This is a genomic window from Kosakonia beeri (assembly GCF_054165705.1).
The window spans coordinates 3,812,174-3,827,320 of the sequence record NZ_CM135106.1 but is presented as its reverse complement, the minus strand read 5'-3'; the positions used below and the strand labels follow the sequence as shown (position 1 = coordinate 3,827,320).

Here is a 15,147-nt window from a genome sequence, read left to right as displayed (position 1 = left end):
GGAACGGCATGTCTTATCTACCACGTGTTTGCTGGTTGCTGGCGGTGCTGATCGTCGCTGGCTGTTCGTCACCAGGTCCGCTTTCTCAGCAGGAAGCAGAGAAAGAAAAAGGGCGAGAAAAAGAGAAGCCGCTGGATGTGGCAAGCGTGGTGCGCCAAAAAATACCGGCCAGCGTGAAAGATCGCGATGGCTGGGCGCAGGATATTGCCACCACCTTTCGTAGCCAGCAGTTAGCGCCAACACTGGAAAATATCTGTTCGGTGCTGGCGGTGGCGCAGCAGGAATCCAATTATCAGGCCGATCCTGTGGTTCCGGGGTTAAGCAAAATCGCCTGGAAAGAGATCGATAAGCGTGCTGAACGCATGCATATTCCTGCCGTGCTGGTGCATACCGCGCTAAAAGTTACGTCGCCGAATGGTAAAAGCTACAGTGAAAGGCTGGATAAAGTCCGGACGGAAAGAGAACTGAGCGCCATTTTCGATGACTTTATCAGCGTGGTACCGATGGGGCAGAAACTGTTCGGCTCCCTGAACCCGGTACGTACCGGCGGGCCGATGCAGATAAGCGTGGCGTTTGCCCAGCAGCATACTGACGGTTATCCGTGGGAAATGCAGGGGACCGTGCGTCAGGAAGTGTTTACCCGTCGTGGCGGACTGTGGTTTGGCACGTATCATCTGCTTAACTATCCCGCCCGTTATAGCGCGCCGATTTACCGTTTTGCCGATTTTAACGCCGGGTTATACGCCAGCCGCAATGCCGCCTTCCAGCACGCGGTGAGCGTCGCGACCGGAATGAAACTGGCGCTGGACGGCGACCTGATCCTTTATAACAGTAACGATACAGGCGCGACTGAGCGCGCTGTCAGAACGCTTGGGCCGACACTCAATATGAGCGATCGCGATATTCGTCGCCAGTTGGAGCGCGGAGACAGTCAGAAGCTGGAAGAGACGACGCTGTGGCGCGAAGTCTATCGCCTGGCGGAAAAGAAAAGTGGTAAAACGCTGCCGCGGGAAATGCTGCCGGGCATTCAGTTAGAAAGCCCGAAGATCACCCGCAACCTGACAACGGCATGGTTTGCTAAGCGCGTCGACGATCGTCGGGCAGCGTGCATGGCGCAGAATTAACGCAGGTGGTGTCGTCGCCAGCGCAGGAAAAGCGCGATGACACCCAGCACGGCGCTTCCTGCCAGGAAGGGCACAAGGCCGAAAATCGTGCCTACGCCGAGCCCGAGTTCCACATGGGGGCGTGCGCTGTCCTGTATCTGCATCAGATGTTCAAACACGCCAGGGGCATGCACCAGCAGGTTCAGTAGCTGGGCTCCCGCCCAGAAACAGAGCAGTACGAACACCGCATATGCAATGTTACCCGGCCTGGAGGTGTCACGTTTTTTCGCGCCCGTAAAGGGTTTTGACAAGGTAAAGTCAGCCATAAGACCTCCGGTACTCTTTAACATTTAAACCGCTATTTACACTGGAAGGAGCAGGCTCTGTGGCCCTCAACTGACGGTAATTTTGACAGCTGTACCGGTTTGTCAACATAAGAATGGTGATAATTTCGCCCCGGGAAGGATCCCATGTGAGGGAATTTTGTTCGCGCTCACATTTTTGTAACGTTTTAATTACTTTGGTAACATTTCGGAATTACCGCATACGACACAGATCCAATGTACTGGTTATGCGATGATGTCTTTTTAACTGCCGGAGTTGTCATGAAGCTGCCTGCGAAAATACGCCGTGACTGGCACTATTACGCGTTTGCGATTGGATTAATTTTTATTCTGAATGGAGTGGTGGGGCTGTTAGGTTTTGAAGCTAAAGGCTGGCAGACGTATGCAGTTGGCCTGGTAACATGGGTGATCAGTTTCTGGCTCGCGGGCTTTATTATCCGCCGCCGCCCCGATGAGGAAGAGACGGCGGATAAGCCGCAGTAACGCTTAACCGTTAACGGAAATTTTCAGCGCGCTATTGGCCTGATGGCGCGCAATGGCCAGCTCAATCAGGCGTGTGATCAGCGCAGAGTAGCTGACACCGCTGGCCTGCCACAGTTTCGGGTACATGCTGATATTGGTAAAACCCGGCAGCGTATTGATCTCATTAATGATCACATCACTTTCTGGCGTCAGGAATACATCGACGCGTGCCATCCCTTCGCAGCCAAGCGTTTGGTATGCCTGCACGGCAATCTGGCGGATCTTGTCATTGACCTGTGGCTCAATCGCCGCCGGTACCACTACCTGTGCGCCGTTATCGTCAATGTATTTGGTGTCGTAGGCGTAGAACTCGCTGTTGAGGACGATTTCGCCGCAGGTGCTGGCCTGCGGATCGTCATTACCAAGCACGGCGCATTCGATCTCACGGCCCTTAATGCCTTTCTCGACCACCACTTTTTTGTCAAATTCAAAGGCCAGGCGGACCGCCTCATGGTACTGCGCCTCGTTGGTCACTTTGCTGACCCCGACAGAGGAGCCCTGGTTAGCTGGTTTCACAAACAGCGGCAGACCAAGCTTTGCTTCCACTTCACTGAAGCGGATGTTGTCACGGTTGGCGCGTGTCAGGGTGATAAAGGGCGCAATCGCCAGCCCGGCATCGCGCAGCAGGCGTTTGGTCACGTCTTTGTCCATACAGGCTGCTGAGGCCAGCACATCGGAACCGACAAACGGCAGGTTTGCCAGGCGCAACATCCCTTGCAGGCTGCCGTCTTCTCCCAGCGTACCGTGAACGATCGGGAAGACAACATCCACATCCGGCAGCGGTGAGCGGCTTTCTGCTGCAATCAATTGCTGTTGTTCATTGCCCGGTACCAGCGCCACGCTGTTATCAGACGGATTCAGCGCAATGCGCGCCGGATCGTTTGCGTTCAGCAGGTAATTATTCGCATCGCTTATGTGCCACTGGCCCTGTTTATCAATTCCCAGCAGCACGACCTCAAATCGCGATTTATCCATCGCATCGACGATATTTTTCGCCGATTGCAATGACACTTCATGCTCCGCCGATTTCCCGCCGAAGACGACCCCCACCCGCAGTTTTGCCATTTCTACGTTCACTCATACTGATTCACAAAGCACATACCATAGCACGTCAAAACGCACGATTCGCGGCCTTCTGCCATAATGTTTTTGACAGACCGTAAGGGGGTGTCGTGGGGAGAAAAAGCCTGATTGTGCTGTGCATTCTGTTGGCGCTGATTTTCATCGGTTACCGTCATCTGCCGTCGTACTACAACCCGTTTGCACCATTACAACTGACCGATCCGCCCGGCCGCCTCACTCAATTTAAATTGCGGCGACTGCCCCCGGAGGCCTGTAGCGCATTATTGAGTGAGGCTAACCAGCAGCGGCTGATCTCATCTGTGCCGGTGGCGGATAGCGCAGGCGATTGCCCGTTAACGGATGTGGTGCGGGTACGCGATTTTGGTACCGTCAAACTGAACAGCAGTTTTCTGGCCAGTTGCCCGCTGGCGTTGAGCTCGGCATTGTTTATTGAGCAGCAGGCACGGCCATTAACCCAGCGCTTTATGGGCAGCGCACTGGTGCGCATCGATCATCTGGGCAGTTACGCCTGCCGGAATATTTATCACCGTGCGGATGCCCGCCGTAGCGAGCATGCCAGTGCTGAAGCGCTGGATATTCGCGGCTTTCAACTGGCGAATGGACAGCAAGTGACGGTGCTTAAAGGCTGGCAGCAGGCCCGTACCCAGCCGTGGCTGCAGGCCATGCTCAGCGCCAGTTGCGGGTATTATGGCAACGGACTGGGCCCGGAGTATAACGCCGCCCATGCTAACCACTTTCATTTGGGGATGCGTGGCTTTGGTCTGTGCCGTTAAAGCATAAATCACCATGATGAGCAGGGTTTTTTTGTCGGGCCTCCGTGCTGTGCGGCGGTGAGCAGATAAAACACCAAACTTCGTTTAAGCGCATCTCTGGTGACTCATCTGGCGCATGTTCTTGTTAATCTGTGCGCTGTTTGTCAAAACCTGAATAATTACGCCCACTTATGGAATCCTGGAAGGTCAATCTTATCTCGGTGTGGTTCGGTTGTTTTTTCACCGGCCTCGCGATCAGTCAAATTCTGCCGTTTCTGCCGCTGTATGTGGCGCAATTAGGCGTGACGTCCCACGAAGCGTTATCGATGTGGTCCGGGCTGACGTTCAGCGTCACTTTTCTCGTTTCCGCCATTGTCTCGCCAATGTGGGGCAGCCTGGCGGATCGTAAAGGCCGAAAACTGATGTTGCTCCGCGCCTCACTGGGGATGGCAGTCGCCATTCTGCTGCAGGCCTTCGCCACCAACGTCTGGCAGTTATTGTTGCTGCGTGGCGTGATGGGGCTGACGTCGGGCTATATACCGAATGCCATGGCGCTGGTGGCCTCGCAGGTCCCCAGGGAGCGCAGCGGCTGGGCGTTGAGCACATTATCAACTGCGCAAATCAGCGGGGTGATTGGCGGGCCGCTGATGGGCGGTTTTCTGGCTGACCATCTCGGGCTGCGGATGGTGTTCTTTATCACCGCGATGCTGCTGATGGTGAGCTTCCTGGTGACGCTGTCTCTCATCAAAGAGGGCGGGCGACCGAAAGTGAAAAAGGGGGAGCGTCTGAGCGGCAAAGCCGTGTTCTCGACGCTGCCTTACCCTGGTCTTGTGATCAGTCTGTTTATCACGACGCTGGTTATCCAGTTGTGCAATGGCTCTGTAGGGCCGATCCTCGCCCTGTTTATCCAGTCACTTTCGCCGCATACCACTAATCTTGCTTTTCTTAGCGGTCTGATTGCCGCCGTACCCGGTGTCTCGGCGCTGATTTCCGCCCCACGTCTGGGCAAACTCGGCGACCGGATTGGCACGTCGCGTATTTTAATGGGGACGATGATCATCGCGGTGGTGCTGTTCTTTGCCATGTCTTTTGTGACTTCGCCGCTCCAGCTGGGGATCCTGCGTTTTATGCTGGGGTTTGCCGATGGCGCGATGCTCCCTGCGGTGCAGACGCTGCTGCTGAAATATTCCAGCGATCAAGTCACCGGTCGTATTTTTGGTTACAACCAGTCGTTTATGTATTTAGGCAATGTTGCCGGGCCACTGATGGGCGCAGCTGTTTCTGCGGTGGCGGGTTTTCGGTGGGTATTTGCGGCGACGGCGGTTGTGGTTTTTATTAATCTCTGGCAACTCGGGCTGGCATTTCGCCGCGCACGTCGCTAAGTCGCTTAACGGGCCGGAGACGTTATTAACGGCCCTTCGATAACCTTTTCTTATATCCATGAACGCTCCGGGCTTTTTATATTTGCATGCTAGTGCCTGCAAATAGATTGCCTTAAGGAGAGGAGAAACGTTTCGTTAGTTGCTCTGCAGAAAATACAATGCAGAGTTGTGAAAAAATCCGCAAAAATAATACATGTATCTACTTTGCAACATCTGAGCACAGTGCTAACGTCATCGGATATCTCTCAAGGAAATAGCGCTATGAAGAATCTCATTGCTGAGTTGTTGGTAAAGCTTGCCGAAAAAGAAGAGGAATCGAAAGAGCTGGTCGCTCAAGTAGAAGCGCTGGAAATTGTTGTGACAGCGCTGCTGCGTCATATGGCTGCCACGGAACAACAAGCGCTTATTCAGAGTATCGAAGGCGCGCTGGAAGAGGTCCGCCCCGGCGATCAAGTCACCCATCAGGATACGGAGTTGCTGCAACAGTACGTAAAAAAGCTTTTACGGCACCCGCGCAGTTAAGTCCCCGCTTTACAGACAGGAGTGTCATCTAACTGTCATGCGCGCTGCCTATAGTCGCTCTGTTTTATTTTCTTTAAGTATTTGTACATGGAGAATATTAAGTGAAACAGAGCGCATTATTCATCGCCTTATTACCCCTGTTGTTTACCCCTGTTATTTATGCTGATACATCCTCTGGCGCGGTGCTTGAAAACCGTGCGGCTCAGGGGGATATTTCCGCGCCCGGCGGCGCACGCCGTTTAAGTGGCGACCAGACTTCCGCCCTGCGTGCTTCGCTAAATGAGAAACCGGCAAAAAATATAATTTTGCTGATTGGCGACGGCATGGGTGACTCCGAAATTACCGCTGCGCGCAATTATGCCGAAGGGGCGGGCGGATTTTTTAAAGGTATTGATGCCTTACCGTTGACGGGCCAGTACACGCATTATGCGCTGGACAAGAAAACCGGCAAACCGGACTACGTGACGGACTCGGCAGCCTCCGCTACGGCGTGGAGCACCGGCGTTAAAACCTATAACGGCGCGCTGGGCGTCGATATTCACGAAAAAGATCACATGACTATTCTGGAGATGGCCAAAGCCGCAGGTCTGGCGACCGGCAACGTCTCGACGGCAGAATTGCAGGACGCGACACCTGCGGCGCTGGTTTCTCATGTCATCTCTCGCCGTTGTTATGGCCCGACGGTAACCAGCGAGAAATGTGCGCTGAATGCGCTGGAAAAAGGCGGCAAAGGGTCGATTACCGAACAATTGCTGAACGCCCGTGCTGACGTCACGCTGGGCGGCGGGGCAAAAACCTTCAGCGAAACCGCTACGGCCGGTGAATGGAAAGGGAAAACCCTGCGTGAACAGGCACAGGCGCGCGGGTATCAGCTGGTCGGCGATGCCTCGACGCTGGCGGCTATCACCGAAGCAAACCAGGGTAAACCGCTGTTGGGTCTGTTCTCGGAGGGCAACATGCCGGTACGCTGGGAAGGGCCGAAAGCCTCTTTACATGGCAACCTGGATAAGCCAGCAGTGACCTGTACGCCAAACGCAAAACGCACTGACAGCGTACCTACGCTGGCGGCGATGACGGAAAAAGCCATTGAATTGTTGAGCAAAAATGAGAAGGGCTTCTTCCTGCAAGTCGAAGGTGCATCGATTGATAAACAGGATCATGCTGCCAACCCGTGTGGCCAGATTGGCGAGACGGTCGATCTCGACGAAGCCGTGCAAAAAGCGCTGGCGTTTGCGAAGAAAGATGGCAATACGCTGGTGATCGTGACGGCGGATCACGCCCATGCCAGCCAAATCATCCCGGCTGATACCAAAGCACCTGGGTTGAGCCAGGCGCTTAACACTAAAGATGGTGCGGTGATGGCCATGACTTACGGCAACTCTGAAGAAGAATCCATGGAGCATACCGGTACGCAAATTCGTATCGCTGCTTATGGTCCGCACGCGGCCAACGTGGTGGGGCTGACCGATCAGACCGATCTGTTCTACACCATGAAAGCGGCGCTGAGCCTCAAATAATCACTGCCCGGCGGCAAATCTTTGTCGCCGGGTGGTTTTTTTTCGGTTTAGAACCATCCTTAAAGAGCCACACTGACAGAAGGATGGTGCGATGAAAATAACATTCCTGGTTACCCTCGTATTCGGTCTGCTGTTTGTCACGGCGCTGAGCGCCGCTGAAAAAAACCTTACCCCACAACAACAACGTATGACCCTCTGTAATCAACAGGCGACGGCGCAAACGCTCGCTGGTGATGCCCGTAAGCAGTATATGAGTCAATGTCTTAAAAACACCAAAATGGAAGCCGGGCAGAAAAGCCTGACGCCGCAGCAGCAAAGAATGCGCGAATGTAATGCGCAGGCCACGCAACAATCGCTGAAAGGCGAAGACCGCAGTAAATTTATGAGCGCATGCCTGAAAAAACAGGGCTGATGCGTTGGGTGAGCGACATCAGTGGCTCACCCTCTCCTGACATCCCCGCCCGCCTGGTTGCCCGTTGTTCAATCTCTGCCAGGCTTATGTTCTAAGCGACGTTTTACGTTTCCTTTCCTCGTGGTTGTGCGCTGTCTGGCGTTACGCCCGTTTTTGCAACACTGACACGAGAGCAATGTTATGAATTATCAGTATGTTACCGATTTGAATTCGCTGCCGGAAAATCAGCCGGTAAAAGTCGATGTGGCGGGCACCGCCATAATCCTTATTCGTACGCTGACTCAGGTTCGCGCCTTTCAAAGCAAATGCCCCCATGCAGGCGGGCCGCTGGAAAAAGGGGCCATTTGTGATGGCAAACTGGTCTGCCCGTGGCATAAGGCGGCGTTTGATATCACCAATGGGGAGTGGCGGGAGCCGCTGGCGCTGACCAATCTTAAGCAGTACCCGGTGACCATTGAACACAATCGTGTGTTGGTAAATCCGCGCCCGCTGTCGCCCGCCAGCAGACCAAAGATCCGTGGCGATCACCCACAAACGGCAGTGATCCTCGGCACCGGCGCAGCAGGCAGTGCGGCGGCAATCACCCTGCGAGACGCCGGCTTTACCGGGCATCTGATCATGATTGATAAAGAAGACGATGCGCCATATGACCGTACCGCGCTGAGTAAATTTGTTCCCTCTGGCAAGATGAAAATCAGTGAAGTGCCCCATCTGCTGGGCGACGATTTTTATAGCCAGCCAGGCGTAGAGAGCCTGCGGGAGGAGGTAACCCGTGTGGATTGCGACGGGCACCAGCTCACTCTCGCCAGCGGGCGTCAGCTTCATTTCGATAAACTCCTGCTGGCGACGGGTGGGCAACCGGTGTGGCCGGAGATCCCCGGCAACCACCTGGCGGGAGTGCATGTATTGCGTGATATTCATCAGGCGCAAACGCTGCTTAATGATGCCGAACAACAGCAGCAGCTGGTGATTATTGGCAATAGCTTTATCGCCATGGAACTGGCGGCGGCACTGCGTAATCAGGACATTGATGTCACCGTGCTGTCACGCCACGCGTTGCCGTTTGTACCGCAATTTGGTGAAGAGATGGGCCGGCGTTTTAAAGATCTGCACCAGCAAAACGGCGTTAAATTCGTGACTGGCGAGCCGGCGGCGCTGGAAGGAAACGGCCATGTAACGGGCATCACCCTGAAGGATGGCCGCACGCTGCCAGCACAGGTTGTGGTGTTTGCGACCGGGGTGCGCCCGGTGACAGATCTGGCGCTGAACCTGCGCCACGAAGAGGACGGCAGCCTGAGTGTTGACGAAACGCTCAGTGCCGCACCCGATGTCTGGGCAGTTGGAGACATTGCCAGTTACCCGGCACCGGAAGGGCGCCGACGGATTGAACACTGGCGCGTGGCGCAGCAGCAAGGGCGCATTGCCGCCCTCAATATGCTGGGTGAGCAGCGGGTGTTTGATCGGGTGCCTTTTTTCTGGACGACACATTTTGGTACGCGTTTTGAGTACCTGGGTTATGCGCGCGAGTGGGACAGCGTCAAAATGCTCGGCTCGTTTGCGGATAAGCGCTTTGCGGTGTTGTATGGCGAGGCGGGCGTGTTAAAAGCGGTGCTGAGCTGCGGTGAAAACACCGCAACGGCAGGGTTGCTGCTGAAAATGCAACAACCATTAAGTATGAACGCCGCCAGCGAGATGCTCTCGTAAAACGCGACCCTCTCCCGGGCGGGAGAGGGGAAGATTATTTGCTCAGCGTATCGGATTTCGCCATACAGGCTTCGATGGCTTCGATGACCGCAGAGCGGAAGCCTTTTTCTTCCAGTACTTTTACCGCTTCAATGGTGGTGCCGCCAGGGGAGCAGACCATATCTTTGAGTTCGCCCGGATGCTTGCCGGTCTCCAGCACCATTTTGGCAGAGCCCATCACCGCCTGGGCGGCAAATTTGTATGCCTGCGCGCGCGGCATCCCGCCCAGCACGGCTGCATCGGCCATTGCTTCGATAAACATAAAGACATAGGCGGGCGCAGAGCCGCTGACACCAACGACCGGGTGGATCATCGCTTCGGCAATCACTTCGGCTTCGCCAAAGCAGCGGAAAATGTTCAGCACATCGGCGGTGTCTTCTGAGGTCACCAGCGCATTGGGTGTAATGGATGTCATGCCGGCATTGACCAGCGAAGGCGTATTCGGCATTGCGCGAACGATTTTGCGGTCATGGCCGAGGGCGCGCGCCAGTTGATCGAGCGTGACGCCCGCAGCAATAGAAACCACCAGTGTCTCTTTGTTAAGGCTGGAGGCGACCTCACTCAGCACTTTTACCATGATGTTGGGTTTTACGGCGCCAAAGACGATATCGGCAATTTGCGCCACTTCCTGCGCGCTTTGCGCAGCGTTAACACCAAACTGATCGTGCAGGGCGGCAACTTTATCTGCAGTGGGGGTATAAACCCAGATCTGCCCCGGCAAAACTTGCCCACTGGCAATTAAGCCGCTGAGGATCGCTTTGCCCATGTTGCCGCAGCCGATAAAACCGATTTTTTTCTCCATCACGTTTGTCCCTCTGCTTGTAATTGCTTGTGGTATATAGCTTAACGTGGATTTCGGCGCAGGGCTAAAGCTTCCTCTGTAATCTCTCTACTTTCCCCTGTGGGCAATTAAAGCGACAATGCGCGGCAGTCAATAAGGAGCAGCTATGGCGATTTGGGTAGATGCGGACGCGTGTCCGAATGTGATTAAAGAGATCCTGTTTCGCGCCGCCGAGCGCACACAGACACCGCTGACATTGGTGGCTAACCAGAATCTTCGTGTGCCGCCATCACGTGTGATCCGCGCATTACGGGTTCCAGCGGGGTTTGATGTGGCCGATAACGAAATCGTGCGGCTGTGCAGTGCAGAGGATCTGGTGATCACAGCGGATATTCCGCTGGCGGCAGAAGTACTGGCGAAAGGGGCTGCGGCATTAAACCCGCGCGGGGAACGCTATACTGACGCTACCATTCGTGAAAAGTTGACCATGCGTGACTTTATGGACACGCTGCGTGCCAGCGGCATCCAGACCGGCGGCCCGGACAGCCTCTCACAGCGCGATCGTCAGCAATTTGCCGCGCAGTTAGATAAATGGCTGCTGGAAGTCAAACGCCGCCAGCCAGAGTAAATTCTGCACAACCCTGCGCGATATGGTAATGTTCCCCGCCTTGCGGGCTTGCCAGCCTGTGTTACATTCAGTAAGGTTACCGCCACACGTGTTGCCACAAAATCTTTACAGCGAAAGGGTTTGCCATAACTGGTTTGTTAGCCTTTTTTCGCTACGGCAGACATAAAAGTGTAACGTAAAATTTACGATGAATATTGTACTAGCTTAGTGATATCATCGCGCTCTTATTATCCGTCCCATGAATGAAGGGACCCGGAGGAAATACCCGCTAATGACGTTACCCATTTTCTTAATTGGCGCACGCGGATGCGGTAAAACCACCGTGGGGAAGGCGCTGGCGCTGGCGCAGGAGTGTCAGTTCATTGACACTGACCACTGGTTGCAAGAAGAGGTTAAGCAGAGCATTGCGGCCCTTGTTGATAACGAAGGGTGGGAAGCATTCCGCGCAAGAGAAACGGCAGCGCTGGAGGCGGTGACCGCACCATCCCGTGTCATTGCGACAGGCGGTGGGATTGTGCTGAGCGACTATAATCGCAGTTTTATGCGTGAAAAGGGCATCGTCATCTATTTGTGCGCCCCGGTTTCGGTTCTGGCGGGCAGGCTGGAGGCTTTCCCGGAAGGGGAGCAGCGGCCCACGCTGACCGGCAAACCCATCAGCGAAGAGGTGAGCGAAGTGTTGGCGCTTCGTGACGCGTTATACCGTGAAGCGGCACACTATGTCGTGGATGCCGCGCAGCCCGCCGGGCGGGTGGTGGCGGAAATTGAGGCAGCTTTACATCTGGCGCGCGCCAGTTAGCGAAACGTTTGTCTATACTTACAGCTCGACCGACAAAGACAAAAAAGGAAGAGCTATGCCGACGAAACCACCTTACCCGCGTGAAGCCCGTGTTGTCGCCGTTGAAAAAGGTGCGGGTCAGACAGAGACCTGGTATCAGTTACGTGCTGATCACCCGAAGCCTGATTCATTAATTAGCGAACATCCCACCGAGCAGGAAGCGCTGGACGCGAAAAAGCGCTATGAAGATCCGGATAAAAGCTAAGTCATAGCGTCCTCCGACAGGATCATTTCCTGAAGAGTGCAGAAACGGACTTACCTCACATTTTGGGGCTGGATGGATGCCCCTCAGTTGTTATATTTGCATGTTACTGGAGTGTACTTGAACACAAAGGTGGCTCGTTTTCCCTACGCATCATGGCTCATACCGGGTAGTGGTTAACGCAAAAAGTAAGCATTAATGAAAGGCGGAAAGCAGAAATGAGTGCGACTTTGGCGATCCTCACCATTGGTGTGGTGCCGGTAGAAGAGACCTTACCGCTCCTCGCGGAGCATGTGCCCGAACAGCAGATTACCCATATCAGTTTGCTGGGGAAGATGGACCCTGATGAAGTCCGCCGCGAATACCGTGTAGAAGCCGGGGAGAGTGCTATCCCGACGCGTTTGCAGGATGATTCACTGGGCATGGTGTCGCGCGAAAAAGTGGAGCGCGACCTGCAAAGCGTTATCGAAGTGCTGGATAATCAGGGTTACGATGTGATTTTACTGATGAGCACCGCCGACATTCGCGGGCTGGTGGCGCGTAACGCCATTCTCATCGAACCGCAGCGTATTATCCCACCGCTGGTGGCATCAATTGTCGATGGGCACCAGGTGGGTGTGATCGTTCCTATCCCGGAATTAATGGCGCAGCAACGGCGTAAATGGCAGGTTCTGGAAAACGAACCCTACTATGCGCTGGCGCATCCCTTTCTGGCTACGGAGAGCGAGCTGATCGGTGCGGGGCAGTCTTTGCTGGCCCAGGGGGCCGATGTGTTAATGCTTGATTGTCTCGGATTCCATCAGCATCACCGTGATTTACTCCAGAAAGCGCTGGATGTTCCGGTTTTATTGTCTAATGTCCTTGCCGCGCGCCTCGCGTCGGAACTGCTGGTCTAGTCCACAGTCCCGTGCAATTTCGCGTGACAGAAGCAAACAGCGGCCTCTATATTGTTTTTTCATACATTTTTAAAAGGGCCCGTTCATGCTTCAAAGTAATGAGTACTTCTCCGGTAAAGTGAAATCCATTGGTTTTACCAGCAGTAGCACTGGCCGTGCCAGCGTAGGCGTGATGCTTGAAGGGGAGTACACCTTTGGGACGGCGCAGCCAGAAGAGATGACGGTCGTCAGCGGGGCGCTGAACGTTTTGCTACCGGGTGAAACGGAGTGGAAAACGTACTCGGCGGGTGAAGTGTTCAACGTGCCAGGTCAGAGTGAGTTCCATTTGCAGGTCGCTGAGCCCAGCGCTTATCTCTGCCGCTATCTGTAAAGGCCGCTAAACCGAATCTGACCGGAGGAAGCGTTTACCGCCATCCGGCAAAAACGGCCTGATGACGCGTTGCGTATCAGGCCTCGTCAGGGGCACGAAATTAGCGCTGTGCTTCGCCGCCCAAACCTTCTACCAGGTTTTGGATCAACGCCGCCAGCTCGCCGGTCATCAGAATAAAATCGGCATCAAAACGCTGAGCGTAATCTTCTCTGTCAATATCTTCGTTCTGATCGCGCAATTCGTCGGAGAACTTCAACCGCTTAACGGAGCCGTCGTCGCACATCAGGAACTGAATACGTTGCTGCCAGTCGAGGGCCAGTTTAGTGACCACTTTGCCCGCTTCAATATGGACTGCGATTTCGTCGCTCACCAAATCCTGCTTTTTAGCGCGGATCACGCCGCCATCTTCCAGCATCGCTTTCAGTTCGGCTTCGTCCAGTAGCTGGAAGCCCTGCGCCACGGTGCCGGAGCGCACCCACTCGGTCAGGGTCAGCTCAATGGGGTTTTCCATCGCCAGCGGAACCACCGGCAGCGAACCAAGGCTCTTGCGCAGCAGCGCCAGCGTGTCTTCCGCTTTTTTGGCACTGGCACAATCCACCATAATGAGGCCATTTACGGTGTCGATCCACATCATGGTCTGGCTGAAGCGGCTGAACGCGCGCGGCAGCAGAGAATGCAGCACTTCGTCTTTCAGGGAATCTTTTTCGGTTTTTTTCAGCTTTCGGCCCTGTTCCGCTTCGAGACGGGAGATTTTCGCTTCCAGCGCTTGTTTGACTACCGGCGTCGGCAGAATTTTTTCTTCTTTGCGGGCGCAAATAATAATCTGCCCGTTGGCGGTATGGGTCAGCGCATCGCTGTGTGAACCCATCGGTGGAACCCAGCCGGTTTTCGCCATATCCTGACTACCGCAAGGAGTAAACGATAGTGGGGCAAGCTGTTTTTCCATCTCTTCCGCACGCAGCGCTACATCGCGGCTGAGACGGTATACCATTAAATTTTTGAACCACAGCATGATTTTTTCCACGGCCTTGTCGTTAAATGCAGCGGGCATGATAGCGAATTGTCGGCTTCGTTGCATTGCTAATGCGTGGTCCACTATGAGGAGTTTGATGTGCGTATCGGTATCGATTTAGGTGGGACAAAAACAGAGATCATCGCACTGGGCGAGAATGGCGAGGCGTTGTTTCGTCACCGTCAGCCTACGCCGCGTGATTATCTGCAAACCATAGAGCTGATTGCTTCGATGGTGGATTTAACAGAGAAAGAGACAGGCCAGACTGGAACGGTGGGGATGGGCATTCCCGGCTCGATTTCGCCGTATACTGGCGTGGTCAAAAACGCAAACTCCACGTGGCTGAACGGTAAGCCGTTCGATAAAGATTTAAGCCAGCGTCTGAACCGTGAAGTGCGGCTGGCAAATGATGCCAACTGCCTGGCGGTATCTGAAGCGGTAGATGGTGCGGCGGCCGGTGCGCAAACCGTGTTTGCGGTGATCATCGGCACCGGCTGTGGTTCCGGCATTGCCATCAATGGACAGGTGCACATTGGCGGCAACGGCACGGCGGGAGAGTGGGGGCACAATCCGCTGCCGTGGATGGACGATGACGAACTGCACTACCGTGCTGAGGTCGCCTGTTACTGCGGTAAGCAGGGATGTATTGAGACGTTTATCTCCGGAACAGGGTTCGCCACCGATTATCATCGCCTTGGCGGGCAGCTGTTAAAAGGCAGCGAGATCATCCGGCTGGCCGAGGCGCAGGATCCCGTAGCCGAACTGGCGTTAGGCCGTTACGAGTTGCGGCTTGCCAAGTCGCTGGCGCATGTGATCAATATTCTTGATCCGGATGTTATTGTGCTCGGTGGTGGGATGAGTAATGTGGACCGTTTGTACCAGACCGTGCCCGGACTGGTGCGAAACTGGGTATTTGGCGGTGAATGTGAAACCCCGATCCGCAAAGCGCTGCACGGGGATTCGAGCGGCGTGCGCGGCGCGGCCTGGCTGTGGCCGCACGGCGAGTAATACTGCGTTATGTGAATATCGTTCGAGTAAGAAGC

Annotated in this window: 18 protein-coding genes; 14 read left to right on the top strand and 4 right to left on the bottom strand. The window is 54.7% G+C overall.

From position 1 onward, the window contains the following. Positions 1 to 8 precede the first annotated feature (8 nt). Complete coding sequence (locus tag ACUY4S_RS18130; RefSeq protein ID WP_458022062.1) at positions 9 to 1,124, top strand: DUF1615 domain-containing protein; 1,116 nt, start codon at positions 9 to 11, stop codon at positions 1,122 to 1,124. On the opposite strand, the gene ACUY4S_RS18125 is transcribed toward ACUY4S_RS18130, so the two are convergent. Further along, positions 1,121 to 1,429 (bottom strand): DUF2755 family protein, encoded by a 309-nt coding sequence (locus ACUY4S_RS18125; RefSeq protein WP_312688923.1) that lies wholly within the window; start codon positions 1,427 to 1,429, stop codon positions 1,121 to 1,123. The two genes, ACUY4S_RS18130 and ACUY4S_RS18125, sit on opposite strands and share 4 nt — an antisense overlap. A 279-nt stretch (positions 1,430 to 1,708) precedes the next feature. On the opposite strand from ACUY4S_RS18125, the gene ACUY4S_RS18120 reads away from it, so the two are divergent. Next, entirely contained in the window at positions 1,709 to 1,930 is a 222-nt protein-coding gene (locus tag ACUY4S_RS18120; RefSeq protein WP_312688924.1) for a DUF2754 domain-containing protein, read from the top strand. Positions 1,931 to 1,933: 3 nt separating this feature from the next. Here ACUY4S_RS18120 and ddlA read toward each other — a convergent pair whose 3' ends face one another. Beyond that, complete coding sequence (ddlA, locus tag ACUY4S_RS18115; RefSeq protein ID WP_458022061.1) at positions 1,934 to 3,034, bottom strand: D-alanine--D-alanine ligase; 1,101 nt, start codon at positions 3,032 to 3,034, stop codon at positions 1,934 to 1,936. A gap of 107 nt (positions 3,035 to 3,141) precedes the next feature. Here ddlA and ACUY4S_RS18110 point away from each other — a divergent pair, with 107 nt between their 5' ends. The 6 genes from ACUY4S_RS18110 (at position 3,142) to ACUY4S_RS18085 (ending at position 9,341) form a co-directional block, all read left to right on the top strand. Further along, on the top strand, positions 3,142 to 3,825 hold the full coding sequence (locus ACUY4S_RS18110) for an extensin-like domain-containing protein (RefSeq protein ID WP_312688926.1): 684 nt from the start codon (positions 3,142 to 3,144) through the stop codon (positions 3,823 to 3,825). Positions 3,826 to 3,995: 170 nt separating this feature from the next. Then, on the top strand, positions 3,996 to 5,186 hold the full coding sequence (locus ACUY4S_RS18105; RefSeq protein ID WP_458022060.1) for a multidrug efflux MFS transporter: 1,191 nt from the start codon (positions 3,996 to 3,998) through the stop codon (positions 5,184 to 5,186). 261 nt (positions 5,187 to 5,447) lie between these two features. Continuing rightward, positions 5,448 to 5,708, top strand: coding sequence for an anti-adapter protein IraP (iraP, locus tag ACUY4S_RS18100; RefSeq protein ID WP_312688928.1), 261 nt, complete (start codon positions 5,448 to 5,450; stop codon positions 5,706 to 5,708). 101 nt (positions 5,709 to 5,809) lie between these two features. Beyond that, positions 5,810 to 7,225 carry an alkaline phosphatase gene (gene phoA / locus ACUY4S_RS18095; RefSeq protein ID WP_458022059.1) on the top strand — a complete coding sequence of 472 codons (1,416 nt, stop codon included), beginning with the start codon at positions 5,810 to 5,812 and terminating at the stop codon, positions 7,223 to 7,225. A gap of 91 nt (positions 7,226 to 7,316) precedes the next feature. After that, positions 7,317 to 7,637: a phosphate starvation-inducible protein PsiF gene (psiF, locus tag ACUY4S_RS18090; RefSeq protein WP_312688930.1), complete on the top strand. Its 321-nt coding sequence runs from the start codon at positions 7,317 to 7,319 to the stop codon at positions 7,635 to 7,637. Between the two features lie 180 nt (positions 7,638 to 7,817). After that, positions 7,818 to 9,341, top strand: a complete 1,524-nt coding sequence (locus tag ACUY4S_RS18085; protein WP_458022058.1) for an FAD-dependent oxidoreductase — start codon at positions 7,818 to 7,820, stop codon at positions 9,339 to 9,341. Positions 9,342 to 9,375: 34 nt separating this feature from the next. Here the strand turns inward: ACUY4S_RS18085 and proC are convergent, their stop codons facing one another. Continuing rightward, positions 9,376 to 10,182, bottom strand: a complete 807-nt coding sequence (gene proC, locus ACUY4S_RS18080; protein ID WP_312689135.1) for a pyrroline-5-carboxylate reductase — start codon at positions 10,180 to 10,182, stop codon at positions 9,376 to 9,378. A 145-nt stretch (positions 10,183 to 10,327) separates the two neighbouring features. On the opposite strand from proC, the gene ACUY4S_RS18075 reads away from it, so the two are divergent. The 5 genes from ACUY4S_RS18075 to ppnP all read left to right on the top strand — a co-directional run bounded on the left by ACUY4S_RS18075 (position 10,328) and on the right by ppnP (position 13,092). Continuing rightward, on the top strand, positions 10,328 to 10,789 hold the full coding sequence (locus ACUY4S_RS18075; RefSeq protein ID WP_312688932.1) for a YaiI/YqxD family protein: 462 nt from the start codon (positions 10,328 to 10,330) through the stop codon (positions 10,787 to 10,789). A 271-nt stretch (positions 10,790 to 11,060) separates the two neighbouring features. Continuing rightward, positions 11,061 to 11,585: a shikimate kinase AroL gene (gene aroL, locus ACUY4S_RS18070; RefSeq protein ID WP_312688933.1), complete on the top strand. Its 525-nt coding sequence runs from the start codon at positions 11,061 to 11,063 to the stop codon at positions 11,583 to 11,585. Positions 11,586 to 11,640: 55 nt separating this feature from the next. Next, complete coding sequence (gene yaiA, locus ACUY4S_RS18065) at positions 11,641 to 11,829, top strand: protein YaiA (RefSeq protein WP_312688935.1); 189 nt, start codon at positions 11,641 to 11,643, stop codon at positions 11,827 to 11,829. A 215-nt stretch (positions 11,830 to 12,044) separates the two neighbouring features. Beyond that, entirely contained in the window at positions 12,045 to 12,722 is a 678-nt protein-coding gene (locus ACUY4S_RS18060) for an AroM family protein (protein WP_312688937.1), read from the top strand. Positions 12,723 to 12,807: 85 nt separating this feature from the next. Continuing rightward, the gene (gene ppnP, locus ACUY4S_RS18055) at positions 12,808 to 13,092 is read left to right on the top strand and encodes a pyrimidine/purine nucleoside phosphorylase (protein WP_312688938.1); all 285 of its coding nucleotides are present in this window, start codon (positions 12,808 to 12,810) and stop codon (positions 13,090 to 13,092) included. A gap of 100 nt (positions 13,093 to 13,192) precedes the next feature. On the opposite strand, the gene rdgC is transcribed toward ppnP, so the two are convergent. After that, on the bottom strand, positions 13,193 to 14,104 hold the full coding sequence (rdgC, locus tag ACUY4S_RS18050; protein WP_312688939.1) for a recombination-associated protein RdgC: 912 nt from the start codon (positions 14,102 to 14,104) through the stop codon (positions 13,193 to 13,195). Positions 14,105 to 14,203: 99 nt separating this feature from the next. On the opposite strand from rdgC, the gene mak reads away from it, so the two are divergent. After that, positions 14,204 to 15,112, top strand: coding sequence for a fructokinase (mak, locus tag ACUY4S_RS18045; protein ID WP_458022057.1), 909 nt, complete (start codon positions 14,204 to 14,206; stop codon positions 15,110 to 15,112). Positions 15,113 to 15,147: the final 35 nt, after the last annotated feature.

What these genes read in the sequence shown, in the direction of transcription:
- ACUY4S_RS18130 (WP_458022062.1), top strand. Translation starts at nt 9, where the DNA reads ATGTCTTATCTACCACGTGTTTGCTGGTTGCTGGCGGTGCTGATCGTC.
- ACUY4S_RS18125 (WP_312688923.1), bottom strand. Translation starts at nt 1,429, where the DNA reads ATGGCTGACTTTACCTTGTCAAAACCCTTTACGGGCGCGAAAAAACGT.
- ACUY4S_RS18120 (WP_312688924.1), top strand. Translation starts at nt 1,709, where the DNA reads ATGAAGCTGCCTGCGAAAATACGCCGTGACTGGCACTATTACGCGTTT.
- ddlA (WP_458022061.1), bottom strand. Translation starts at nt 3,034, where the DNA reads ATGGCAAAACTGCGGGTGGGGGTCGTCTTCGGCGGGAAATCGGCGGAG.
- ACUY4S_RS18105 (WP_458022060.1), top strand. Translation starts at nt 3,996, where the DNA reads ATGGAATCCTGGAAGGTCAATCTTATCTCGGTGTGGTTCGGTTGTTTT.
- iraP (WP_312688928.1), top strand. Translation starts at nt 5,448, where the DNA reads ATGAAGAATCTCATTGCTGAGTTGTTGGTAAAGCTTGCCGAAAAAGAA.
- psiF (WP_312688930.1), top strand. Translation starts at nt 7,317, where the DNA reads ATGAAAATAACATTCCTGGTTACCCTCGTATTCGGTCTGCTGTTTGTC.
- ACUY4S_RS18085 (WP_458022058.1), top strand. Translation starts at nt 7,818, where the DNA reads ATGAATTATCAGTATGTTACCGATTTGAATTCGCTGCCGGAAAATCAG.
- proC (WP_312689135.1), bottom strand. Translation starts at nt 10,182, where the DNA reads ATGGAGAAAAAAATCGGTTTTATCGGCTGCGGCAACATGGGCAAAGCG.
- ACUY4S_RS18075 (WP_312688932.1), top strand. Translation starts at nt 10,328, where the DNA reads ATGGCGATTTGGGTAGATGCGGACGCGTGTCCGAATGTGATTAAAGAG.
- aroL (WP_312688933.1), top strand. Translation starts at nt 11,061, where the DNA reads ATGACGTTACCCATTTTCTTAATTGGCGCACGCGGATGCGGTAAAACC.
- yaiA (WP_312688935.1), top strand. Translation starts at nt 11,641, where the DNA reads ATGCCGACGAAACCACCTTACCCGCGTGAAGCCCGTGTTGTCGCCGTT.
- ACUY4S_RS18060 (WP_312688937.1), top strand. Translation starts at nt 12,045, where the DNA reads ATGAGTGCGACTTTGGCGATCCTCACCATTGGTGTGGTGCCGGTAGAA.
- ppnP (WP_312688938.1), top strand. Translation starts at nt 12,808, where the DNA reads ATGCTTCAAAGTAATGAGTACTTCTCCGGTAAAGTGAAATCCATTGGT.
- rdgC (WP_312688939.1), bottom strand. Translation starts at nt 14,104, where the DNA reads ATGCTGTGGTTCAAAAATTTAATGGTATACCGTCTCAGCCGCGATGTA.